The 22,267-nt window shown below is 56.1% G+C and carries 18 protein-coding genes and 1 riboswitch; of the genes, 10 read left to right on the top strand and 8 right to left on the bottom strand.

The genetic code is table 11. The features are described from left to right. The first annotated feature begins 8 nt into the window (after positions 1 to 8). Positions 9 to 830: an HDOD domain-containing protein gene (locus BK660_RS14550; RefSeq protein WP_123433857.1), complete on the top strand. Its 822-nt coding sequence runs from the start codon at positions 9 to 11 to the stop codon at positions 828 to 830. A gap of 119 nt (positions 831 to 949) precedes the next feature. Here BK660_RS14550 and BK660_RS14545 read toward each other — a convergent pair whose 3' ends face one another. After that, positions 950 to 2,335, bottom strand: a complete 1,386-nt coding sequence (locus BK660_RS14545; RefSeq protein ID WP_123433856.1) for a sensor histidine kinase — start codon at positions 2,333 to 2,335, stop codon at positions 950 to 952. After that, positions 2,328 to 2,999 (bottom strand): response regulator, encoded by a 672-nt coding sequence (locus BK660_RS14540; protein WP_007944085.1) that lies wholly within the window; start codon positions 2,997 to 2,999, stop codon positions 2,328 to 2,330. The genes BK660_RS14545 and BK660_RS14540 overlap by 8 nt, the downstream gene beginning before the upstream one ends. Before the next feature lie 394 nt (positions 3,000 to 3,393). On the opposite strand from BK660_RS14540, the gene BK660_RS14535 reads away from it, so the two are divergent. The 4 genes from BK660_RS14535 to BK660_RS14520 are packed head-to-tail and all read left to right on the top strand — an operon-like array spanning position 3,394 to position 7,437. Beyond that, positions 3,394 to 4,371 carry a Bug family tripartite tricarboxylate transporter substrate binding protein gene (locus tag BK660_RS14535; RefSeq protein WP_123433855.1) on the top strand — a complete coding sequence of 326 codons (978 nt, stop codon included), beginning with the start codon at positions 3,394 to 3,396 and terminating at the stop codon, positions 4,369 to 4,371. Positions 4,372 to 4,429: 58 nt separating this feature from the next. Further along, positions 4,430 to 4,888, top strand: coding sequence for a tripartite tricarboxylate transporter TctB family protein (locus BK660_RS14530; protein WP_123433854.1), 459 nt, complete (start codon positions 4,430 to 4,432; stop codon positions 4,886 to 4,888). 1 nt (position 4,889) lies between these two features. Then, entirely contained in the window at positions 4,890 to 6,404 is a 1,515-nt protein-coding gene (locus BK660_RS14525) for a tripartite tricarboxylate transporter permease (RefSeq protein WP_123433853.1), read from the top strand. Further along, a complete protein-coding gene (locus tag BK660_RS14520; RefSeq protein WP_123433852.1) occupies positions 6,397 to 7,437 on the top strand; it encodes an AbrB family transcriptional regulator in 1,041 nt (346 codons plus the stop codon). Before BK660_RS14525 ends, BK660_RS14520 begins: the two co-directional genes overlap by 8 nt. A gap of 94 nt (positions 7,438 to 7,531) precedes the next feature. Here the strand turns inward: BK660_RS14520 and ung are convergent, their stop codons facing one another. Continuing rightward, complete coding sequence (gene ung / locus BK660_RS14515; protein WP_123433851.1) at positions 7,532 to 8,224, bottom strand: uracil-DNA glycosylase; 693 nt, start codon at positions 8,222 to 8,224, stop codon at positions 7,532 to 7,534. A gap of 132 nt (positions 8,225 to 8,356) precedes the next feature. Between ung and BK660_RS14510 the strand changes: the two genes are divergently transcribed. After that, the gene (locus BK660_RS14510; protein ID WP_123433850.1) at positions 8,357 to 9,469 is read left to right on the top strand and encodes an enoyl-CoA hydratase/isomerase family protein; all 1,113 of its coding nucleotides are present in this window, start codon (positions 8,357 to 8,359) and stop codon (positions 9,467 to 9,469) included. Positions 9,470 to 9,592: 123 nt separating this feature from the next. Here BK660_RS14510 and BK660_RS14505 read toward each other — a convergent pair whose 3' ends face one another. The 5 genes from BK660_RS14505 to BK660_RS14485 all read right to left on the bottom strand — a co-directional run bounded on the left by BK660_RS14505 (position 9,593) and on the right by BK660_RS14485 (position 18,389). Next, positions 9,593 to 15,184 carry a calcium-binding protein gene (locus tag BK660_RS14505; RefSeq protein WP_123433849.1) on the bottom strand — a complete coding sequence of 1,864 codons (5,592 nt, stop codon included), beginning with the start codon at positions 15,182 to 15,184 and terminating at the stop codon, positions 9,593 to 9,595. A 2-nt stretch (positions 15,185 to 15,186) separates the two neighbouring features. Continuing rightward, positions 15,187 to 16,044, bottom strand: coding sequence for a hypothetical protein (locus BK660_RS14500; RefSeq protein ID WP_123433848.1), 858 nt, complete (start codon positions 16,042 to 16,044; stop codon positions 15,187 to 15,189). A 30-nt stretch (positions 16,045 to 16,074) separates the two neighbouring features. Further along, positions 16,075 to 17,280: a glycosyltransferase family 4 protein gene (locus tag BK660_RS14495; protein WP_123433847.1), complete on the bottom strand. Its 1,206-nt coding sequence runs from the start codon at positions 17,278 to 17,280 to the stop codon at positions 16,075 to 16,077. 252 nt (positions 17,281 to 17,532) lie between these two features. Further along, a complete protein-coding gene (locus tag BK660_RS14490; protein ID WP_123433846.1) occupies positions 17,533 to 17,985 on the bottom strand; it encodes a hypothetical protein in 453 nt (150 codons plus the stop codon). A gap of 167 nt (positions 17,986 to 18,152) precedes the next feature. Then, positions 18,153 to 18,389, bottom strand: coding sequence for a hypothetical protein (locus BK660_RS14485; RefSeq protein WP_123434611.1), 237 nt, complete (start codon positions 18,387 to 18,389; stop codon positions 18,153 to 18,155). A 283-nt stretch (positions 18,390 to 18,672) separates the two neighbouring features. Then, positions 18,673 to 18,773, top strand: a riboswitch (guanidine-I (ykkC/yxkD leader). Positions 18,774 to 18,834: 61 nt separating this feature from the next. Between BK660_RS14485 and BK660_RS14480 the strand changes: the two genes are divergently transcribed. The 4 genes from BK660_RS14480 to BK660_RS14465 are packed head-to-tail and all read left to right on the top strand — an operon-like array spanning position 18,835 to position 22,256. Further along, on the top strand, positions 18,835 to 19,902 hold the full coding sequence (locus BK660_RS14480; RefSeq protein WP_123433845.1) for a putative urea ABC transporter substrate-binding protein: 1,068 nt from the start codon (positions 18,835 to 18,837) through the stop codon (positions 19,900 to 19,902). A gap of 16 nt (positions 19,903 to 19,918) precedes the next feature. Then, complete coding sequence (locus BK660_RS14475) at positions 19,919 to 20,734, top strand: ABC transporter permease (RefSeq protein ID WP_123433844.1); 816 nt, start codon at positions 19,919 to 19,921, stop codon at positions 20,732 to 20,734. Continuing rightward, entirely contained in the window at positions 20,731 to 21,519 is a 789-nt protein-coding gene (locus tag BK660_RS14470; RefSeq protein ID WP_123433843.1) for an ABC transporter ATP-binding protein, read from the top strand. The genes BK660_RS14475 and BK660_RS14470 overlap by 4 nt, the downstream gene beginning before the upstream one ends. Before the next feature lie 11 nt (positions 21,520 to 21,530). After that, positions 21,531 to 22,256: an urea amidolyase associated protein UAAP1 gene (locus tag BK660_RS14465; RefSeq protein WP_123433842.1), complete on the top strand. Its 726-nt coding sequence runs from the start codon at positions 21,531 to 21,533 to the stop codon at positions 22,254 to 22,256. Positions 22,257 to 22,267: the final 11 nt, after the last annotated feature.

Genomic DNA, 22,267 nt, shown 5'->3' with positions numbered 1-22,267 from the left:
GAAACGAAATGAGCGATCTGGCGGAAAAGGTCCAACAGGATTTGGTTGAGGCCATCGATAACGATGACCTGGTTCTGCCAACATTACCGGAAGTGGCCATGCAGATTCGCAAGGCCGCCGAAGACCCGGAAATCAGTGTCAGCACCCTGAGCAAAGTGATCGGCCGCGATACGGCGTTGTCGGCGCGCCTGATCAAAGTGGTCAATAGCCCGCTGCTGCGCGCGACCCAGGAAGTCAACGACCTGCACACGGCGATCACGCGGCTGGGCGTCAACTACAGCAGCAATCTGGCGATCGGCCTGGTGATGGAACAGATATTCCACGCCCGCTCCGATGTGGTGCAGCAGAAGATGCACGATGTCTGGCGCAAAAGCCTGGAAATCGCCGGGGTCAGCTATGCGCTGTGCCGCAGCTACTCACAACTCAAGCCCGATCAGGCCGCCCTCGGCGGTCTGGTGCATCAGATTGGCGTGTTGCCGATTCTGACCTACGCCGAAGATCACTATGAGCTGCTGTCCGACCCGGTCAGCCTCAACCATGTGATCGACCACATTCACCCCTTGATCGGCGACAAACTGCTCAGGGTCTGGGAGTTTCCGGAGAAGCTGGTGATGGTTCCGGGACAATACCTGGACTTCAAGCGTGAGTCTGAGCGGATTGATTATGTGGATCTGGTGCAAGTGGCCAGTCTGTATTGCCACAAGGACAGCGATCACCCGCTGGCCCGTTTCGACCTGACCAGCGTGCCTTCCTTCAAGAAGCTTGGGATTGATCTGGAGAACGACGCGGTGATCAAGGATCTGGAAGAATCGCGGTCAATGTTTTACTAGACGAGACCGAGTCGCGCCCTTCGCGAGCAGGCTCGCTCCCACATTAGATCTCCGTTACCCCGAAGATCCCTTGTGGGAGCGGGCTTGCTCGCGAAGAGGCCAGTCCAGACAATAGAAAACTACCCGGCAATAAAACTCACCCGCACCTTCAACCCCTTCGTCTCACCATCATGCAAACTGATCTGCGCCAAATGCGCGCGGCAGATCTCGCCCACAATCGCCAGCCCCAGTCCCGACCCGGCGACCTGTTGATTACGCCGATAAAAGCGCTCAAACACCCGATCCCGCTCATCTACCGGAATCCCCGGCCCGTCATCCTCGACCTCCAGCACCGCCGGTGCCGTGACCCGCAGAATCACATTGCCGCCCGACGGCGTATGGGCCAACGCGTTATCCACCAGATTACTCAGCAGTTCGTTCAGCAGCGTCGGCTCACCGCGCAGCCACACCGGCTCGTCCGCTTCGAGTGCCAGCGCCACGCCGCGCGCGTGGGCCAGCGGCGCCATGGCCATGCCCAACTCACGGGCCAATTGACTCAAATCCAGCAACTGCGCGCCGCCCTCGGCGATCGCCCGAGCACCGTTTTCGACCCGTGCCAGCGACAGCAATTGATTGGCCAGGTGGGTCAATCTGTCCGTGCCTTGGGCCGCGGTTTCCAGGGTACTGCGCCAGGTTTCGGGTTCACTCGCCCGCAGGCCAAGTTCCAGCCGCGCCTTGAGCGCTGCCAGCGGCGTACGCAGTTCATGGGCAGCATCGGCGATGAATTGCGCCTGGCGCTCGAACTGTCCGCGCAACCGCTCGGTAAAGTGATTGAGCGCCCGTACCAGCGGCCACAACTCACGCTGCACTTCCACCAACGGCAATGGCCGCAGGTCATCCGACTGGCGCTCTTCCACTGCCGTACGCAAGCGCTCCAGCGGACGCAACGCCGCACTCACCGCGAACCACACCAGCAACAGCGCGCCAATCGCCAGCATGCCCAACCGCAGCAGCGTATCCGCCGCCAGGCTGCGCGCCATGCTGACCCGTGCCTCATCGGTTTCCGCCACGCGAATTTCTGCCATGCCATTCATGTTCGGCTCGCTGACCGGCTTGAGCAGGCTGACCACCCGCACGTTCTGCCCGCGATACGTGGCGTTGTAAAACCGTGCGAGCGCCGGGTAGTCATCAGTGCGCGGCGTTCCCGGCGGGGGTGCTGGAAGGTTTTCGTAACCGGAAATCAGATTCTGGTGGATGTCATTGACCAGGTAAAAAATCCGCCCGGCACTGTCGTAGGCAAACGTATCCAGCGCCACGTAAGGCACGTCGGCACTGAGCGTGCCGTCACGCTGGGAAACCCCCGCCGCAATAGTCCGCGCCGACGCCAGCAAGGTGCGGTCATAGGCGGTGTCGGCGGCTTCGCGACCATTCCAGTACGCGCTCAAACCGCTGGCCAGCATCAACACCACCAGCAACAGCGCGAGGTTCCACAGCAACCGCCAGCGCAGGCTGCTGGGCTTATGCATCGCGGCTTTCCAGCAAATAGCCAAGCCCGCGGAAGGTCACGATCGCGACCGGCTGGCCATCGAGTTTTTTGCGCAAGCGATGCACGTAGATTTCGATGGCGTCAGGGCTGGCTTCTTCGTCCAGACCGAAGACCTGGGAGGCCAGTTGCTCCTTGCTCATCACTCGACCGGGTCGGGCGATCAGTGCCTCGAGAACTGCCTGTTCACGGGAGGTCAGGGTCAGCAATTCTTCGCCGAGGGTGAAGCGCCGGGTGTCCAGATCGTAGGCCAGCACGCCGCAGCGCTGCTGACGCTCACCGCCCAGCACACTGCGGCGCAGCAAGGCTTTGACCCGCGCTTCGAGTTCGGTCAGTTCAAAGGGTTTGGCGAGGTAATCGTCAGCGCCAAGGTTCAGGCCATGCACCCGATCCTTGACGTCGCTGCGCGCGGTCAGCATCAGCACCGGCAGGTTTTTCCCCCGGGAACGCAAGCGCGCGAGCACTTCAAAACCGTCCATGCGCGGCAGGCCGACGTCGAGAATGGCCATGGCGTATTCCTCGCTGCTCAAGGCCAGGTCTGCGGCCACGCCATCGTGCAGCACGTCCACGGTCAGCCCGGTGCTCTTGAGCGCCTGGGCGACACTTTCGGCCAGCTGCAAATGATCTTCGACGAGCAGAACGCGCATGGATCTTTACCTCATTCAGGGGATGGTCGACGCCATTCTTTGGCGCGGAGTTTACAGCCGCATCCGCTGCTGTGAAGCCCGAAAACCGTGAAAGCCTGCTGAAAGGTTAGTGAAAGGTTGGGCCGTTAGAGTCGCCCCACGGAGGGTTTCGACTGCCGACCCTCCAATCGTGCTTTGAAATGTAGCTCCCGAAAAACGCCATGACGCGTTTTCGCCAATAAGAACAATAAAACGAGGTACTGCACCATGCTGTCCACACAGCTTCAGGCTTGCCCGCCCCACCTTTTCTTCAGAATCCCGTCGTTGATGCTTGCCAGCGCCGTTGCCGGCTGCACGACGCGAAACCGCCGCACCTGAAACATCCCCAAAAACAAAAACTCCCGTGGAGACAATAATGAATCGATCACTGCGCCGTTTCGCCCTCGCCGCCAGCTGCATGCTGTTCGCCGGTCAATTGATGGCCGAACCCAAACGTCCGGAATGCATCGCCCCGGCCTCCCCGGGCGGCGGTTTCGACCTCACCTGCAAACTGGCGCAGAGCGCGCTGGTCAACGAAAAACTGCTGACCAAACCGATGCGCGTGACCTACATGCCCGGCGGTGTCGGCGCTGTGGCCTACAACGCAGTGGTCGCTCAGCGCCCTGCCGACGCCGGCACCCTGGTGGCGTGGTCCAGCGGCTCTTTGCTGAACCTGGCCCAAGGCAAGTTCGGCCGTTTCGATGAAACCAACGTGCGTTGGCTGGCCGCCGTCGGTACCAGTTACGGCGCCATCGCAGTGAAAAGCGATTCGCCCTACAAGACCCTCGACGATCTGGTCAAGGCACTGAAAGAAGACCCGAGCAAAGTGGTGATCGGTTCCGGTGGCACCGTCGGCAGCCAGGACTGGATGCAAACCGCACTGATCGCCAAGGCCGCCGGGATCAATCCGCGTGACCTGCGTTATGTCGCCCTCGAAGGCGGCGGTGAGATCGCCACTGCCCTGCTCGGCGGCCACATCCAGGTCGGCAGCACCGACATCTCCGACTCCATGCCGCACATCCAGAGCGGCGACATGCGCTTGCTGGCCGTGTTCGCCGAGAAGCGCCTGGACGAGCCGGAAATGAAAGACATCCCGACTGCCAGAGAGCAAGGCTACGACATCGTCTGGCCGGTGGTCCGCGGCTTCTACCTTGGGCCAAAGGTCAGCGACGAAGACTACGCCTGGTGGAAAGATGCTTTCGACAAACTGCTGGCGTCCGAAGACTTCGCCAAGCTGCGCGATCAGCGTGAACTGTTCCCGTTCGCCATGACCGGCCCGGAGCTGGACACCTACGTGAAGAAGCAGGTAGCGGACTACAAAGTGCTGGCCAAAGAGTTCGGCCTGATTCAGTGATCGTCTCTGTCTAGCGGCTGCGGCCCCGTTTCGCGGGGCTGCGGCACAGGAGTTTCCCATGCTCTTACAACGCATTTTTGCTTCGGTGCTGTTGCTGGCCTGTGTCGGCCTGGCGCTGATGGCGTGGCCGTATCAAGCGGCTTTTTCCTACGAACCGGTGGGGCCGCGGGCCTTTCCGCTGCTGATGCTCGGGCTGATGGGCCTGGCGCTGCTGTACATGGTATTTCGTCCCGCACCGATCAAGCACGACGCTGACGAACCCCCTATGGACCGCGAGACCCTGAATAAAATCGGCATTTGCGTGGTGCTGTTGCTGGTGTTTGCCGGCACCTTCGAACCCCTTGGGTTCATCGTCGCCAGCATCCTGATCGGCATTCCGATGGCACGCCTGTACGGCGGTCGCTGGGTGCCGAGCATTGTGATCATCACGCTAATGGCCGTCGGCCTTTACCTGCTGTTCGACAAGTTGATGGATGTCCCGCTGCCCTTGGGCGTGCTCGACGTTCTGGAGAACTGATATGGATACGCTTGGCTATTTGGGTCAGGGTTTCGGCGTCGCGCTGAGCCCGTACAACCTGGTGACCGCTTTATGCGGCACCCTGATCGGCACCGTGGTCGGCCTGTTGCCGGGCCTGGGCCCGATCAACGGCGTGGCGCTGTTGATCCCGATCGCGTTTGCCCTGGGCCTGCCACCGGAATCGGCATTGATCCTGCTGGCGGCGGTGTACCTGGGTTGCGAATACGGCGGGCGCATCAGCTCGATCCTGCTGAACATTCCCGGTGAAGCCTCCACCGTGATGACCACGCTCGACGGTTACCCGATGGCCCGCAAAGGCCTGGCCGGTGTCGCGCTGTCGTTGTCGGCATGGAGTTCCTTCATCGGTGCGTTCATCGCCACCTGCGGCATGGTCCTGTTCGCCCCGCTACTGGCGAAATGGGCGATTGCCTTTGGTCCGGCGGAGTATTTCGTGCTGATGGTATTCGCCATTGTCTGCCTGGGCGGCATGGCCGGTGACCGACCGCTGAAGACATTTATTGCGGCGTTGATCGGCCTGTTTTTATCGACCGTCGGCATCGATGCCAACAGCGGCGTGTATCGCTTCACCGGGGACAACATCCACCTGACCGACGGCATTCAATTCGTCGTGCTGGTGCTGGGTCTGTTCTCCATCAGTGAAATTCTCCTGCTGCTGGAAAAAACCCATCACGGTCAGGAAGCGGTGAAAGCCACCGGCCGCATGATGTTCAACTTCAAGGAAGCCTCGGCGGTGTTCGTGGTGAACATTCGTTGCGGCGTGCTGGGCTTCATCATGGGCGTATTGCCGGGCGCCGGTGCGACCCTCGCCAGCGCCGTGGCCTACATGACCGAAAAACGTATCGCCGGCGCCAAAGGCACCTTCGGCCAGGGCGACATGCGCGGCCTGGCGGCACCGGAAACCGCCATCGGCGGCGCAGCGTGCGGCGCATTGGTGCCGATGCTGACCCTCGGTGTTCCGGGTTCCGGCACCACGGCGGTGATGATCGGCGCCCTGTCGCTGTACAACATCACGCCGGGGCCATTGCTGTTCCAACAGCAACCCGACATCGTCTGGGGCCTGATCGCCTCGTTGTTCGTCGCCAACATCATGCTGGTGATCCTCAACATTCCGATGATCCGCATCTTCACCCGCATCCTCGCCGTGCCGAACTGGGCACTGGTGCCGGTGATCGCGATCATCACCGGGATCGGCGTCTACGCGGTGCACGCCACCACGTTCGACCTGTTCCTGATGATCGGCATCGGCATCTTCGGCTACCTCCTGCGCAAGCAGGACTTCCCGTTGTCGCCCGTCCTGCTGGGCTTCATCCTCGGCGGCTTGATGGAGCAAAACCTGCGTCGGGCGCTGTCGATTTCCAACGGTGCGCTGGAAATCCTCTGGTCGAGTCCGATCACGTTCGGTGTCTGGGTACTGACCGCGATCATGCTGTTGATGCCGATCCTGCGGATCTGGCGTAAACGTTCGGCCGCCCAACGCGCGATCGCCGATGTCTGATCGAACACCGTTCAACGCCTGGTGGGGTACGCCGCTGGTCGGCGCGCTGGGCGGTTACCTTGCCAGTCAAATCGGCTGGCCGCTGCCGTGGATGGTCGGCTCGTTGCTGGCGATCATCCTCGTGCGCTGCCTGACGCCTTGGCAGTTGGCGGAAATCCCTGGCGGCCGCAAGTGCGGCCAGTGGATTGTAGGGATCGGCATCGGCCTGCACTTCACCCCGGTGGTGATGGAGCAGGTGCTGAGTCATTTCGGTTTGATCTTCTTCGGTGCGTTGGTCACCAGCCTGTCGGCCGTGGTCGGGGTCTGGTTGATGCGCCGTACCGGTGAGGATCGCGCCACTGCGTTCTTTTCCAGCATGCCCGGCGGCTCCGGGGAAATGGTCAACCTCGGCGCGCGCAATGGCGCGGTGCTCAGCCGTGTCGCGGCGGGGCAAAGTCTGCGGGTGCTGGTGGTGGTGCTGTGTGTGCCGGCGGCGTTCAAGTATTTGTTGGGTGACGGTGCGCCGGTTGCTCATCCAACAGCCGTCAACGGGTGGTGGCTGGCCCTATTGTTCCCGGCGGGCGCCTTGGCGGCGTGGCTCTGGGAGCGTCTCCGTCAACCCAATCCGTGGCTGTTCGGGCCGTTGCTGGTGAGTGCGGCGGTGAGCATCGGTTGGGATTTGCACATCGGTTTGCCACACGGCGGCAGTCAGATTGGCCAATGGCTGATCGGCAGCGGCCTGGGCTGTCACTTCAACCGACAGTTTTTCCGGCGTGCGCCTTCCTTCATGGGCCGGACCTTGATCGGCACGGTGTTGACCATGTTGATCGCCACGGCGGCGGCGCTGGGGTTGAGTGCGTTGACCCATCTGGATCTGCGCTCGCTGACCCTGGGCATGATGCCCGGCGGGATTGCGGAAATGAGCCTGACGGCGGAGACGCTGCAATTGTCGGTGCCGCTGGTGACAGCGATGCAGGTGATGCGGTTGTTGTTTGTGCTGTTTCTGGCGGAGCCGTTGTTCAAGTATTGGAACCGGATGCCAGAGTCCTCTTGAGATCGGGTCGCCGCCATCGCGAGCAGGCTCGCTCCCACAGGGATTGTCTGGACACTGAAGATCCACTGTGGGAGCGAGCCTGCTCGCGATGCTTTTAGAGTGGCGGCAACCGCCACTCAATCGGCGTCTCGCCATTCTGCTCAAGAAACTTGTTGGTCCGGCTGAAATGCCCGCAACCCAGAAATCCGCGATATGCGGACAGCGGCGACGGATGCACCGACGTCAGCACCAGGTGCTTGGTCGCGTCGATCAGTTTCTGCTTGCTCTGGGCATGCGCGCCCCACAGCATGAACACCAGGTGCGGCTGCTGCTGGCTGACGACCTCAATGATCCGGTCGGTGAAAAACTGCCAGCCCTTGTCCTTGTGCGCATTGGCATTGGCGCGCTCGACCGTCATGGTGGTGTTGATCATCAGCACGCCCTGGTCGGCCCAGCTCTGCAAATAGCCATGGTTGGGAATGTCGATGTTCAGGTCGCGCTTCAACTCTTTATAGATGTTCACCAACGACGGCGGCGCCGGCACACCCGGTTGCACCGAGAAGCACAAGCCATGGGCCTGACCCGGGCCGTGGTAGGGGTCCTGACCGAGGATGACGACCTTGACCTTGTCCAGCGGCGTGGAGTTGAGCGCGTTGAAAATCATCGGGCCCGGTGGATAGATCTCCTTGCCCGCCGCACGCTCCTGTTGCAGGAATTCACGCAACTGCGCCATATAGGGCTGGTCGAATTCAGCACGCAGTGCCTCCTTCCAGCTCGGTTCGAGTTTGATACGGTCGTCAGCAGTCATGGTTACATCCGGCAAAAACAATGGGGCGAACCCTAGGAAAGCCCATCACGCTTGTCAATTGATCTGACGCACATCCGGCACTTTCCTCAACAGCGATCATACTGAACGCTCAAATTCCCGATCGAGGTCACGATGAATCTGCACTTCGAAGAACTCACCGGCACCGACGGCGCGCGCATCGGCATCGCCAGCCTCGATGCCGAAAAGTCCCTCAATGCCCTGTCCTTGCCGATGATCAGCGCCCTGAGCGATCAAATGGACACCTGGGCCAAGGACCCGCAAATCGTCTGCGTGTTACTGCGCGGCAACGGCGCCAAGGCCTTCTGTGCCGGCGGTGAAGTGCGCAGTCTGGTGGAAGCCTGCCGCGCGCATCCCGGAGAGGTGCCGCCGCTGGCCGCGCATTTTTTTGCGGCTGAATATCGCCTGGACTTCAAACTGCACACCTACCCGAAACCGTTGATCTGCTGGGGCCATGGTTATGTGCTCGGTGGCGGAATGGGGTTGTTGCAAGGCGCGAGCATCCGGATTGTCACGCCGAGCAGTCGGCTGGCGATGCCGGAAATCAGCATTGGCCTGTACCCTGACGTTGGCGCCAGTTGGTTCCTCTCGCGACTGCCCGGCAAGCTCGGCCTGTTTCTGGGTCTGACCGGCGCTCATATGAACGGACGCGATGCAATCGACCTCGACCTGGCCGACCGCTTCCTGCTCGATGAACAGCAAGAGGAACTGATCCAAGGGTTGCTGCAGTTGAACTGGCAGGAGCAAACGCCGATGCAGCTCAACAGTTTGCTCAAGGCCTTGCAGCAAGAAGCAGTTGCGCAAATGCCCGAAGCCCAGTGGCTGCCACGGCGCCAGCACATCGATGAACTGCTGGATGTCAGTGACGTGAGCTGCGCCTGGAAAGCCATCAGCCTGCAACGCGACAGCACCGACCCGCTACTCAGTCGTGCGGCAAAAACCATGAGCGAAGGCTCGCCGCTGACCGCGCATCTGGTCTGGGAGCAAATCGTTCGAGCCCGGCATTTGTCGCTGGCGCAGGTATTTCAGATGGAATACACCCTGAGCCTCAACTGCTGCCGTCATCCGGAATTCAGCGAGGGTGTACGGGCGCGGTTGATTGATAAGGACCAGAAACCGCATTGGCATTGGCCGGATATCAATAATGTGCCGGATGCGGTGGTGGAGGCGCACTTTCAGAAGGCTTGGGAAGGCCGGCATCCATTGGCGGATTTGTCGGAGTACTGAAATGCTGGCGTTGTCCGCGATAGCCATATTAAAGGAGGCTATCGCGGGCGGCTTTAACTCAAGATCAAGTCGTTTGGTACGATCTAGCTAATAATCACTGCCTGTTCTTTTTCGGGGCTGTAGCTAAATTTTAAGCCCATAAAATTCAGCTATTTCCTTGGTCGCCTCCAAAACCCCCTCCTCACCACGTAGAAATATATCGTCCATATCCCTTAGCGGGGGTAGAGGATGTAGAAGCCCAACCAATTGATCAGCGGTGTAGTCCTGAGTGGTTCTATCCATTCCTTGAGTTCTTACAAAACTTATCGCGGAGTCACCGCCTAAAAAATGATTGGCCACTCGTATCTTCGGAGCTACACCATAATTCACCACTACGACGAGATCGTTATTATCGCGATGAAATTTCAACTGATGAATGGATGCACCAAAATCTGTAAAATCGATCCCATCCATACCGCCAGACGCATTAACAATTAAATCTCTTCCAAGCCCCTCATACTTGTAAATATCATTACCCGCGCCACCGTTTAAAGTGTCGTTACCAGGCCCTCCCCACAGGATATCGTCCCCTGCAGCACCCGAAATCACGTCATCCCCCTGCATGCCACGTATCTCTCCATTACCGCTCAAAGTATCATTACCTTGACCACCAACGAGAGGGAGTTTTTTACCATCCCTAAAAGAGACAATCTCTGATGCATTATCGATGAAAACACCGTAACTATAAGTATCAGGCGCGGGACCCAACTTACTATTATTCATAAGGTGTTCCAGACTGATATCTGACCCATCGGCGAATTTCACAACTTCAATGCCCGAACCACCGAGATCACTAACATTCGGCAATACAATGCGAACCTGTTGATCCTTAGCCCAAGAAATATCGAGTGTTGGATACAGCATCTGTCCACGGGGTGGGTCGCGGTAGGTACCGGGTTTTGGGTTTGGCGCCAACTCAATATTGACCGCTTCAACCAACACAGCACCCCAGCTTAATTGCAACTGCTCAAGCGTCACCCCTTCAGGAAGTCTAACGGTATCCGTATCGTCTAATCCGAACTCCGCTTTCCACTCGGCAACGCCTACTTCTGGACGAAGAAAAACAGGGCTTAAAATATCCGCAACAATAGTAGTCGCTCCAGTATGCGCGGTTATTATATAAGTATCTGGACCATTCCCTCCGTAAAGCCAATCATGCCCGGAGCCACTGATTAAATAATCCTGGCCCTCTGATCCGATCAGCGTATCGTTTCCTGCTCCGCCTGACAGAAAGGCACCGGAAACCCTATCCTCATTCTCACCATGATAAACATTGGGAGCCTCATAGGTGACCACTAAGTCGTCGCCCATTCCACCATGAAAGATATTACCGGCTTCGAGATTTACTCTGCCACCCTCATCGTCGCCTTGAACAACTTGGTGCGTGATAGATTCAGACGTGACGTCCCACATAAATTTTTTATAACTTAACTCACTACCTTCGAAGCTTCCAACTGGATACACATACCAACCTTGAACGACACCTGTCGCGCTTTTATGCTCGACGATAACTTCGCCAGCACTTAAAGAAAAACCACTATGACTTGAGCCAGAGGGATAATAATGTGGCTCTTGTTTTGGCTTGTATTTCATACCGCCTACTACAGAGAGTCTCGACTCAGCATGGGACGTTGCACTTGAAGTTCTATCGCTAAGTACCGCCCTCCCAGAAACCAGATTCATTCGTTCCGGGGTCTCTGACAATGATCCTGCCTGGAAGCTTTCAACAATTAGGTTAGTTTTTTCGTGGTAGCTGTAGTCGTCATCAGCGATATGACTTTTGCTCCAGGCACCCTGAGAATTCAGCACAAAACCCGATGCTAGTATGAATGCCGAGCGGCGCTTTTTCATATTCACTAGAAACTCTTCGTTCCACAATTTACTGATTTCAAATTCAACTCGTGGAATATCAACCACAGCATTATTGGCATCCTCCGCCCCATTGGGTTTTTCTTTATCTCCTAATTGCGACTTAATAAGAGTATTATTTGGAGCCCCAATGACGTTGTCGTCTACGCCTCGCACCACAAACGTTTCCGCCAAGGACGAAACATCTGTCGGACCATGGACTATTTTCATAACGTCCTGAAAACTTAAAACAGAACCGTCACTAAAACTGAACGATGAATATTGCCATTTATCGTAACCACGAATCAGAACAGCATCACCCAACCCGTTAAAAATTCGTAATACCGGACCAACATCTACAACAATGATGTCAGCTTTTAAATTATCCACAGTAAATCCAGGGTCGAACTTTATGACGTTGTTTCCGCCTGCATCAGCAATAACATCGAGCCCATCACTAATACCAAAATGATAGGTATCATCGCCGTCTTCCCCATCCAGATAGTCGTTGCCGCGGCCTCCTTTATATACGTTATTACCGGAACCACCGCGAAGGTAATCTGCACCTGCACCGCCATACAAAGTGTCGTTTCCGCCACCGCCTATTAGGGTGTCGTTTCCTGAACCGCCATCAAGATAGTCCGCTCCGTGCTCTGTTTCGGGTGTTTGCTCATCATCACCCAGCAAGAAGTCATCATCGGCACCACCGTGAAGCGTATCGGCGCCTAAGCCTCCCCAGAGCGTATCGTTTCCAGCGTCACCTCGAATGTAGTCATTATTGGTTAGTCCGGCTGGCTGACTGTGCTCGTCTCCATCCAAGGCGTCATTCCCCTCGCCCCCTATCAGCGTGTCGGAGCCCCCCATGCCTCGAAGCGTGTCATCTCCAGTACCGCCATCTAGAAAATCATTACCTTGGTATCGAGCCGGGTGATCGGAGTAATCCCCGGATAAAACATCGTTGCCTGCGCCGCCATAAAGAGAATCATCAGCACCGCCACCTTGGAGAGTGTCGTCACCTGCACCACCATCCAGAAAATCATTACCGAAATAATTCGCGGCGTTACCCTCAACACCCTGCAAAACAAAGTCATCGCCGGTCAGGTCATCGTTACCGATACCGCCGTACAACACATCGCTACCACCATTACCGGCCAGGGAATCACTACCATCGCCCCCATCCAACAAATCGTTGCCGTGGTGCCGACTTTGCAGACCGCCTCCCCAATCCAGGTTGTCACCCAACAAAATGTCGTTATCGTTGCCACCATGAAGAGTGTCATTCCCCCCATCGCCACTCAAAACATCGTTTTCAGTTCCACCGTTGAGTAAATCATCGCCCCAGCCGCCATTGATAAAGTCACTGCCACCCTGACCAAAAAGAATGTCATTGCCACCTTCCGCAGGAGCGCTGAGAGAGGCACGGGCAAAGACATTACGCCAGCTAACGACACCTTCACCAATGAGGACGTCAATCCTCTTGAAATTCCAGGTTTTTTCCAGCACACCGGTCACATCATCACCGGATAAATTGTCATCGCCGGCTCCACCTATGAGCGTATCTGAACCGTCGCCACCGAGCAGCACGTCTCGGGACTCAGTACCCACGAGTAGATCCTCACCCTGCCCCCCATCAAGCCAATCGCCACGACTTGCCTTGCCGGGACCAACTCCAGCAGCCATCGATTGTTCGATTGTTAACTGCTGATCTGCAAATAGCCGGTCATTTCCGGCTTTACCGAATAACTGATCGGAACCACCAAGCCCGATGAGGACATCGTCGTTCGGCGATCCGTGAAGCACATCTGCCTTATTTCTCTGCTTCACCTTGCGCACGATAACGTTGCCCAATTCATCTTGAGCGAGCTGATCACCGGGAACAGTGGGGTCGGTGTCTTTTGCTTTCCAGTCGCCCACGACGGTTAGACCAGGCCCTGAAAAGTCTTGGCTTTGGTAATCCGGGAGATGGATACCCAACATGCCAGGCGTGAAGTGTTTAATAAAAACCAGATCATTCCGGCCGTATTTGATATGGAGCGTTTTTTCAGAAAGCTCTTCGATGACAGTTAAAGCGATACCCCCATCTTCCGTAATCCAGGTATTGCTCAGAGGACCACTACGCTTAAGGGCAGGAATAGGTAAACCATTTATAAGTATCTGGCCATCAACATCAAAGTCGGAAATCTGATCGACGCCATCGCCACTCGAAAACTCGTATCGATCACTGCCAACGCCTCCAATCAGAATATCGTTACCTTGACCGCCGACTAATACATCATCCCCATACATACCGTATAGCACGTCTCTGCCATCTCCGCCCTTTAACGAATCACGCCCCTGACCACCTTCAATGTAATCATTTCCTTCGAGGCCGATGATCGTGTCATTACCCACGCCACCATAGAGATGGTCGCTATTGGGTCCGCCGCTGAGCGAACGGCCTCCATCATCACCAAACATAATCAGAGGATTTGAAACCCCGGTAGTCATAGGCGCTTGTTTACCTGATTCAAGATCCGAGTAGGAATGGGCCTGAATCGTGTTTTCTCCGAATGATTCGTTAGTCCTGGCTATCAAGCGACCTAACATATCCGCGCGATCAACAAGCCATTGTTCAGTGATAACTCCACTACCAGTTTCCGGCTTATAGAGTTCTAGTCCCCGCTCTGGAAAACCGTCGGTTCTTTCAATGACTATTTCACTCAAGTACTTTAGGGAATTCCGTAGCGCCATCCCGGCAGGCGACTCCTGGGCCGCTAGTGTTCCCCAATCAGAAGCGCTGCCGTACTCTCTAATTGCCTTGGCAACAATATTTTGAGATTGGCTAGGTGATAACGACGAGAAAAATGCATGGGCGTTTGCGGAAAATGTTGCATCTGTAGTGGGTGCAGCTGAAGAGACACCATCATAGGTTAGCTTGAACATATCAAAGAAGGCATTCACCCCATACCTTAATATCAAATCCACCGTGGATGAAATCGGTGTACCTTTGACAACAGACTGAATGAGCGGATTATAACTTCGACTGCTGCGCGCAATATTTATCTGCGCAGGCACAACTGAAAGCAGGCTCTCAAATGCATTCCAACCAAAGTTTTTGACCACTGCTTCAAGCGCTACATTGTAGGAATTGATAGCAAACAAGATATTCTTATAATCGTCCAGCCTATTCACTCTCGCCAGTTCGTGTCTTCCTTTTATTTCCGAGCCGGGATCACCTGCCGAAATCAATCGCCACGTTTCATAGGGATATTCCCCGCCCAACAGACTAAATCCAATTGTGCCAGACCATCCAGCGTTGCGACTTGCAGCGGTGTCTTTTTCCGCTCCTTCCTGAGGAAACAGTATTTTACCGATGGCGCTTGCATCGATGGAAGCGATTTGGTCAATTGCAGGCACAGTCCACGGTGCCAAGTTAAATTCAATTGAACCGTACAGCAAAGTATTCATGAAATTGACGGCCACCTGGTTCGATGACTGTTGTATCAATTCATCACTGAACGCTTTATTCAGTCGCAACTGTCCTTGTCGCACTGTGTAAGCACGGATCAATGCTGAATAAGCACCGTTTCCTCCGTTCGCATCGATCGCCACATCAAGCCACAATTTGGCATTTTTAAAAATTCTCTTGATACTCTTATCAAAAATCACCGAACCAGAAAGTTTTTCAGCAATCATGCCTGACAATGTTTTATAAAAAGGCGCACAATTCGCACCCACTATCGCAACTGCACTATATTCTTTTATATCCAGATCAAATTTCATGCCACTGCACATACTGACAGCACTGATAATTTTTTCTTTCTCGACGGCATCAAATATATAACTCATTATTACTTCCCTGTAACTATGGCATTCGAAAGGTATTCACTAATAAATTTAAGTGCTGTAGGAGCAACACGCAGCGAGCGCGTCCCTAGATGAACACGAGCGTCTCCACCTGCAAAATCAAAATTATGCAACCCCACTGTGCAATAGGTATTTAACTGGCCAAAATCCAGATTTTCCAGTTGTGATTTATTAAACGTTAACAAAATCTCTCTACTGAACCCACTTTCCAGAACTTCGCTAGATGGAGAACCCAAACCATCACACGCAATCACTCGTGGAGTTCCATCACTTCGACGCCAGTCGCGCATTACAAAACCGCTTACCGCGAATTCATTTTCAACACTAGGAGGGGGCGCTTTGAGCCAGAGTTCCAAACCGGGATAATTCTTGAGCTTCACAATAAGCTCTTCAGGCCATTCCTTGGTCTGACGGCCCATGTTAATTGGCTCCGTAGACTCTGTTCTTGTGTACAGCCTGGCAGCCAAACTAAAATACCTCCAACTGGGTAATGGCTCGTTCCCGAGGTCCTGATAGGTGGGACGAAGTTCAGTGCCAGTCCACCAGAAGTCTCCTTCCAAAAGCGTTGCAATGCACTGGCCATTCCTTGTGGCAGAACCGAAATGGAACCCCGGTATTTTAGCTATATCAAGAAAGCTTCCTCCCAATATTGGAACATGCTCCATACCCGCTAGTTTTTTATTGCATTTCTTTGATATCTCTCGGCTACGATCTTGCTCCTCCGCCATGCGCTCCGATTCAACATAACAACTCACCAACCAAGAACAAAAAGCCACAACCAAAACGTACTTGATTATGGTTTTACACCACCAATATGCATCCTTGCGAATCACCTTATACATTTCAAACTCCATTTAAAATGATAAATCAGCCTATTGAATTACCCGATTAAAAATATCGAAATAGCCTTGCACTCCGTATTTCAGATCAAATCTGCTAGCTGTCGATTTCGCATTTTCTCTCATAAAACTGAAATCATCAGCGTTTTGCAAAACCCTGCACACTTCTCCAGCTATCGCCTCAGCGTCAAAAAAATCGACTAACACCCCATTGACGCCATCAACGACAACCTCTTCAACTGGAGCGGTATTTGAACCTATGACAACACACCCAAATGCCATCGCCTCCAACAATGACCAAGACAAAACAAAGGGATAAGTCAAATAAACATGCGCTTTTGAAACCTCCAAAATGGCCCTATAAGTTTTATAAGGTAACCGTCCCGTAAAATGTATTCTGGAGAGATCCAGATCCAACTCAGCGACCAATTTGCTACGCCAACTCTCAAACCCTTTCGGCAAACGCCCATAGCTGACTTCATCACCTCCCACGATTACAATTTGGGCATCCGGGCACTCGGCCTGAATATAAGGAATAGATCTCATAAAACTATGAAAGCCACGATAAGGCTCAAGATTTCTGGCGACATAGGTAACGATTGGTTGCCCGGTCTCCAGCACATACCCGCTATTCAACTGCACAGAGGAAACCGGCGCATACTCGGGTACTTGCAGAGGCACCCCCTCATGAATTACGTGAATTTTAGAATGGTACGTTCGAGGAAACAGACTCCGTTGCCAGTGGGTAGGCGCAATTCCAATATCACACTGCTCAAGATTCAACAAATGCATCGAATTAAGCGGACGAAGGCTTGAATAAGTATTTGGGGTAGACGGAAATTCAGGATCAAAATCGACATCCGTACCTTTGGGATGATAATAAAACTCACACAAATGAATCAGAGGGACGTCGGGATACACATCCTTGATGAACAGCGTTTCACCCCATCCCGGATGAGCAAGTATCACGTCAGGGCAATAGCCACCTTGTTTAAGCCCAAGTAACATTCGACGTACTTGTTGCCCATCAACTATTGCGTCTTCATATTTATGTAAGAACGGGTGAGTACAATTTGATACTTTTCTTACTGGTCGATATCTAAATAACTTTATTCCTGGCAAGCCTGGAGCAGTAATTCGTCCTATGGCCAAAACCTTAACGCCCGCTCGATTCAACGCCGCCGACGCAACGTGTCGAAATTGACCTGGAAAGTTTTGATGAATAATCAGTAAATTCATGATTCAGGTTCTTTCATGTGCGCCCCGATTTAATTGAAGTTTTTCGAACATCAATACGAATGCACAGACGCTAACAAACGTTCAGAAGTAAAAATGTAGGAGGGTTCCGAGAACGTCCGAGGAGATGGAGCAAAGCGAGTGAATTTCGAACTGATCAGGCATTGCCCTCGTTTTTTTCTCCCTTCGAGCTATTTCTGAAGCAAAAAAACGGCGCTTAACGCGCCGCTTCTTTGGAGAGATGTCTTGTGAAGACTACCGGTGGCCACCACGACCATCGTGATCGCCACGACCATTGTGGTCACCACGTCCGCCGTGATTGTTGTTACGCCCGCCGCCACCCCGATAGTCATTATTCCAGCCGCCTCGATTACGCCCGTCCCACCCTTGATTCTGATGGGACCGGTAATCACCCCGTGATTGGTAATAACGCGGAGCCGGTTGATACACCCTTGGTTGAGAGTAATAGCGCGGTGTCGGCTGGTAATACCGCGCTGGCGGTGAGTAGTACCGGGGCGGTGGCGAGTAGTAACCGCCGCCACCGGAATAGTAGGAACTGCCACCGGCGTAATAGGTGGGCGCTGGCGAGGTATAGACCTCGGAACCGTAGTAGCTGTCTCCTCCATCGGAATAGGGCACGCACGCACCCAGCGACAATCCGGACAGAGCAATCAGAAGAATTCGGCTGAGCTGTTTTCGACAGTTCATGGCGGCCTCCTGGACCGCGAGTGAGCCACACCAGCGACGCTGGCGAGCGACAGTCAATTATTCGGTGACTGTCGAAAGATCAGACATCGTTTTCGAAATCTGGTGCGTTCCTGAAACACATTGAAACATCTGCCCGATGAAAGGTTTTTCATCTATTCACACGCTGATTAATGGTGCCAGCGGTGATATCCACCGCCGTAATAACGCGGCCCGTGGCCACCGTAATAACGGTAGTGATAGCCACCGTAATAGCGGGGGTAATAGCCACCGTAGTAATAGGGCGAGTAATAACCGGGGTAGTAATAAGGGGCGGTGTACACGTCGTCGTAGCCTGCATAGTAATAGCAGCCAGACAACCCCAACCCCAACCCCAGCAACGCACAGAACACCATTCGACGCAGCATGACGGCCTCCGAAAAGACCCGGGACAGCAGCCGGCAACGGTCGGCTGACATAGCGTTTGACTGGAAAACCACCGTCGAGTGCTGCATCGCAAACACCTTCAGATCAGCGGCCCACCCGTCCCATTGCGGTGCAGCCGCGCACCATCAAAAGGCAACGCGCCGGCCCATCCGGCGCCGGTACGCGCGTCATCCCCCGCGCTAGAGCGCTCGCGCCGACTTGGCACGCCTCTCGCTTTAGCAACAGCGTGCAGGAGTTCATCACAGGTTCGCGGCACCACAATTTGCAATGGCTGACTAGGGTTCCGGCTCGCTTGTGCGAGTGGCTGGTCCGAGAGTTGGCGACCTCCAGTTGAGGTTACACGGCGGGACAAAAGCCCGGGAGACAAGCCACCGTTCGCGGTGCCGCGTTGACTCCTGCCCGCCCCTGATCAACTGGAGAACCACCATGTCCCAGCTTCGTTTACCCGCCCTGCTCGCCGCTGCGTTCGCAGCCTTCGTGAGTTTCTCGTCCCAGGCCGCCCAGAAAGACCATTTCAGCGTTTGCTGGACGATTTACGCCGGCTGGATGCCATGGGAATACGCCGGCAGCCAAGGCATCGTCGACAAATGGGCGAAGAAGTACGGCATCAAGATTGATGTGGTGCAGCTCAACGATTACGTCGAATCGATCAATCAATACACCGCCGGCCAGTTCGACGGTTGCACCATGACCAACATGGACGCCCTGACCATTCCGGCTGCCGGTGGCGTCGACAGCACCGCGCTGATCGTCAGCGACTTCTCCAACGGCAACGACGGCATCGTGCTCAAGGGTGACGGCAAGAAAATCACCGACCTCAAGGGCATGGACGTCAACCTGGTCGAGCTCTCGGTTTCCCACTACCTGCTGGCCCGCGCGCTGGATTCGGTCGACCTCACCGAGAAAGACCTAAAAGTGGTCAACACCTCCGACGCCGACATCTCGGCCGCCTTCAACACCGAGCAGGTCAACGCCGTCACCACCTGGAACCCGATGCTCTCGGACATCAAGGCCAAGCCTGACGTGACCGAAGTGTTCAACTCCAGCCAGATCCCCGGCGAGATCATGGACATGATGGTGGTCAACAGCGCCACCCTCAAAGACAACCCGGCCCTGGGCAAAGCGCTGACCGGCGCCTGGTTCGAAGTGGTCGAGTTGATGAACGCGAAAAACGCCGCCAGCAAAGCCGCGCTTGAACACATGGCCAAGGCTTCCGGCACCGACCTGCCGGGTTTCCAGGCACAACTCGACACCACCAAATTGTTCGCCACGCCCAAAGAAGCCCTGGATTTCTCCACCAGCAAGCAGCTGCCGGAAACCATGCGCAAAGTCGCCGAGTTCTCGTTCCAGCACGGCTTGCTCGGCGAAGGCGCCAAGGACACCAGCGCCGTCGGCATGGCGTTCGCCAACGGCGTGACCAGCGGCGACAAGTCCAACCTCAAGCTGCGCTTCGACCCGACTTACGTGCAGATGGCTGCTGACGCCAAGCTGTAATCACGAGGAGCTGGCCATGCGCCTGATCAATCGCCACCCGGATCGCCCGAGTCGCCTGCTGCTGGTGATCATGCCGTTCGCCCTGGTGCTGTTCGCCTACTTCATGGGCTCGGCCGAGCGGCTGATGGACAATCCCAACGACAAGCTGCTGCCGAGCGCGGTGCAGATGACCGACGCGGTAAAACGCCTGGCCTTCGTCGCCGACTCCCGTACCGGCGAATACCTGCTTTGGCAGGACAGCGCTTCGAGCCTGCGCCGCTTGGCCATCGGCCTCGGGATCAGCGCATTGGCAGGGTTGTGCCTGGGCATGGCGGCCGGGACTTTACCGCTGTTCGGCGCGCCGTTGTCGCCGCTGCTGACGGTGCTGTCGATGGTGCCGCCGCTGGCGATCCTGCCGATTCTGTTCATCGTGTTCGGCCTCGGGGAGTTGTCGAAAGTGATGCTGATCGTTATCGGCATCACCCCGGCCCTAGCCCGTGATCTGGAACAGCGCGCCCGGGAAATTCCGCTCGAGTTGCTGATCAAGGCCCAGACCCTCGGCGCCTCGACCTGGACCTTGATGCTGCGCGTGGTGTTGCCGCAACTGTTGCCGCGTCTGCTGATCTCGTTGCGGCTGATGCTCGGCTCGGCGTGGTTGTTCCTGATTGCCGCCGAAGCCATCGCCTCGACCGACGGCCTCGGCTACCGAATCTTCCTGGTGCGTCGTTACCTGGCGATGGACGTGATCCTGCCGTACGTGGTCTGGATCACCCTCCTCGCCTGGCTGATGGACTGGGGCCTGAAGCGCCTGACCCAACGTGCTTTCCCTTGGTATGAAGGAGCGCGCGCATGAGCTTCATCACGGTGAAAAACGTCTGGCAGCAGTATGGCGATCAAGTGGTGCTCGAAGGCCTGAACCTGAACGTCAACGAGGGTGAGTTCTGCACCCTCGTCGGCGCCTCCGGTTGCGGAAAATCGACCTTCCTGCGCTTGCTGCTCGGCCAGGAACGCGCCAGTCGCGGCGAGATTCTGCTCGACGGCCAGGCACTGGCCGGCGAACCGGATTCGAGCCGTGGCGTGGTGTTCCAGCGCTACTCGGTGTTCCCGCATTTGACCGTGCTGGACAACGTCGCCCTCGGCCTCGAATTGCCGCGCTCGCCATTGCTCGGGCGCCTGTTCGGCAGCGCCAAGCGTGATGCGCGGGAACAGGCTTCGGTGTTGCTGCACAAAGTCGGCCTCGGCCATTCGCTGGACAAATACCCGGCGCAGCTGTCCGGCGGCATGCAGCAACGGCTGGCCATCGCCCAGGCGCTGATCATGAAACCCCGGGTGTTGCTGCTCGACGAACCCTTCGGCGCGCTCGATCCGGGTATCCGCAAAGACATGCACGCCTTGCTGCTGGAACTGTGGCGCGAGACCCAACTGACGGTGTTCATGGTCACCCACGACCTGTCCGAAGGTTTCAGCCTCGGCACGCGTCTGCTGGTGTTCGACAAGGTTCGCGTCGACCCGCACGCCCCCGGTGCCTATGGCGCGCGCATCACCTATGACATCCCTTTGAACAGCGACCGCCGCACCACCCGTGCCGCCGTCGACGCCTTGCCGATGCCCCTGGCAGGCACGTTTCGTATCGCTTGAGGATTCTGTACATGACTGATTCGACCCAACTGTTCACCCCCTTCGCCGAAGAATTGCTGCCCGGTGGCGGCCATCGTTCGTTCGTATTGAAGCGCGGCCAACTGCTGCGCCTGACCGACCTGCGCGGCGGTGCCAACGTCAGCCTGACGCTGCTCAATGCCAATGAAAAAACCGAACGCCTGAACCTGCCCGACAGCCTCAAATGCCAACACACCGCCAAGCTCACCAACGGCCATTGCCTGTATTCGGACATGGGCCGCGTACTGGCCGCGATCACTGCCGACACCTGCGGCTGGAGCGACAGCCTCGGCGGTGTGCTCTGCGCAGATGAAGTCGCGGAAAAATATGGCGCCGGCCGCTATCAGGAACTGCGCAACGGCTTCTTCCGCAACGGCACCGACAACCTGCTGGTCGAGCTGGGCAAGTGGGGGTTGGGCCTGTCGGACTTGCTGATGACCCTCAACCTGTTCAGCCGCGTCGACGTCGACGAAGCCGGGCGCTTCCACTTCGTCGAAGGCAATTCCCGGGCCGGTGATTACATCGAGTTGTATGCACCGATGGACACACTGGTGGTGCTCACCGCACTGCAACACCCAATGGACCCGTCGCCTGAATACGCACCGAAACCGCTGAAACTCAGCTGGATGAACGCCGACGCCAGCGTCGCCGAACACTGCCGCACGTCGCGCCCGGAAAACGAGCGCGGTTTCATCAACACCGACCGTTTGTTCGCCTGAGGATCGCTGCC

It is taken from the genome of Pseudomonas brassicacearum, from assembly GCF_003732265.1.
Lineage (GTDB): Bacteria > Pseudomonadota > Gammaproteobacteria > Pseudomonadales > Pseudomonadaceae > Aquipseudomonas > Aquipseudomonas brassicacearum_D.
Note: the sequence above shows the minus strand (reverse complement) of the source record. Positions and strands in the feature narration are given on the sequence as shown.

Excerpts from the sequence above, each read along its gene's own strand:
- BK660_RS14505 (WP_123433849.1), bottom strand. The coding sequence starts at position 15,184 with ATGAGTTATATATTTGATGCCGTCGAGAAAGAAAAAATTATCAGTGCT.
- BK660_RS14500 (WP_123433848.1), bottom strand. The coding sequence starts at position 16,044 with ATGTATAAGGTGATTCGCAAGGATGCATATTGGTGGTGTAAAACCATA.
- BK660_RS14540 (WP_007944085.1), bottom strand. The coding sequence starts at position 2,999 with ATGCGCGTTCTGCTCGTCGAAGATCATTTGCAGCTGGCCGAAAGTGTC.
- BK660_RS14550 (WP_123433857.1), top strand. The coding sequence starts at position 9 with ATGAGCGATCTGGCGGAAAAGGTCCAACAGGATTTGGTTGAGGCCATC.
- BK660_RS14535 (WP_123433855.1), top strand. The coding sequence starts at position 3,394 with ATGAATCGATCACTGCGCCGTTTCGCCCTCGCCGCCAGCTGCATGCTG.
- ung (WP_123433851.1), bottom strand. The coding sequence starts at position 8,224 with ATGACTGCTGACGACCGTATCAAACTCGAACCGAGCTGGAAGGAGGCA.
- BK660_RS14480 (WP_123433845.1), top strand. The coding sequence starts at position 18,835 with ATGTCCCAGCTTCGTTTACCCGCCCTGCTCGCCGCTGCGTTCGCAGCC.
- BK660_RS14525 (WP_123433853.1), top strand. The coding sequence starts at position 4,890 with ATGGATACGCTTGGCTATTTGGGTCAGGGTTTCGGCGTCGCGCTGAGC.
- BK660_RS14490 (WP_123433846.1), bottom strand. The coding sequence starts at position 17,985 with ATGAACTGTCGAAAACAGCTCAGCCGAATTCTTCTGATTGCTCTGTCC.
- BK660_RS14545 (WP_123433856.1), bottom strand. The coding sequence starts at position 2,335 with ATGCATAAGCCCAGCAGCCTGCGCTGGCGGTTGCTGTGGAACCTCGCG.
- BK660_RS14485 (WP_123434611.1), bottom strand. The coding sequence starts at position 18,389 with ATGCTGCGTCGAATGGTGTTCTGTGCGTTGCTGGGGTTGGGGTTGGGG.
- BK660_RS14475 (WP_123433844.1), top strand. The coding sequence starts at position 19,919 with ATGCGCCTGATCAATCGCCACCCGGATCGCCCGAGTCGCCTGCTGCTG.
- BK660_RS14520 (WP_123433852.1), top strand. The coding sequence starts at position 6,397 with ATGTCTGATCGAACACCGTTCAACGCCTGGTGGGGTACGCCGCTGGTC.
- BK660_RS14465 (WP_123433842.1), top strand. The coding sequence starts at position 21,531 with ATGACTGATTCGACCCAACTGTTCACCCCCTTCGCCGAAGAATTGCTG.
- BK660_RS14510 (WP_123433850.1), top strand. The coding sequence starts at position 8,357 with ATGAATCTGCACTTCGAAGAACTCACCGGCACCGACGGCGCGCGCATC.
- BK660_RS14470 (WP_123433843.1), top strand. The coding sequence starts at position 20,731 with ATGAGCTTCATCACGGTGAAAAACGTCTGGCAGCAGTATGGCGATCAA.
- BK660_RS14530 (WP_123433854.1), top strand. The coding sequence starts at position 4,430 with ATGCTCTTACAACGCATTTTTGCTTCGGTGCTGTTGCTGGCCTGTGTC.
- BK660_RS14495 (WP_123433847.1), bottom strand. The coding sequence starts at position 17,280 with ATGAATTTACTGATTATTCATCAAAACTTTCCAGGTCAATTTCGACAC.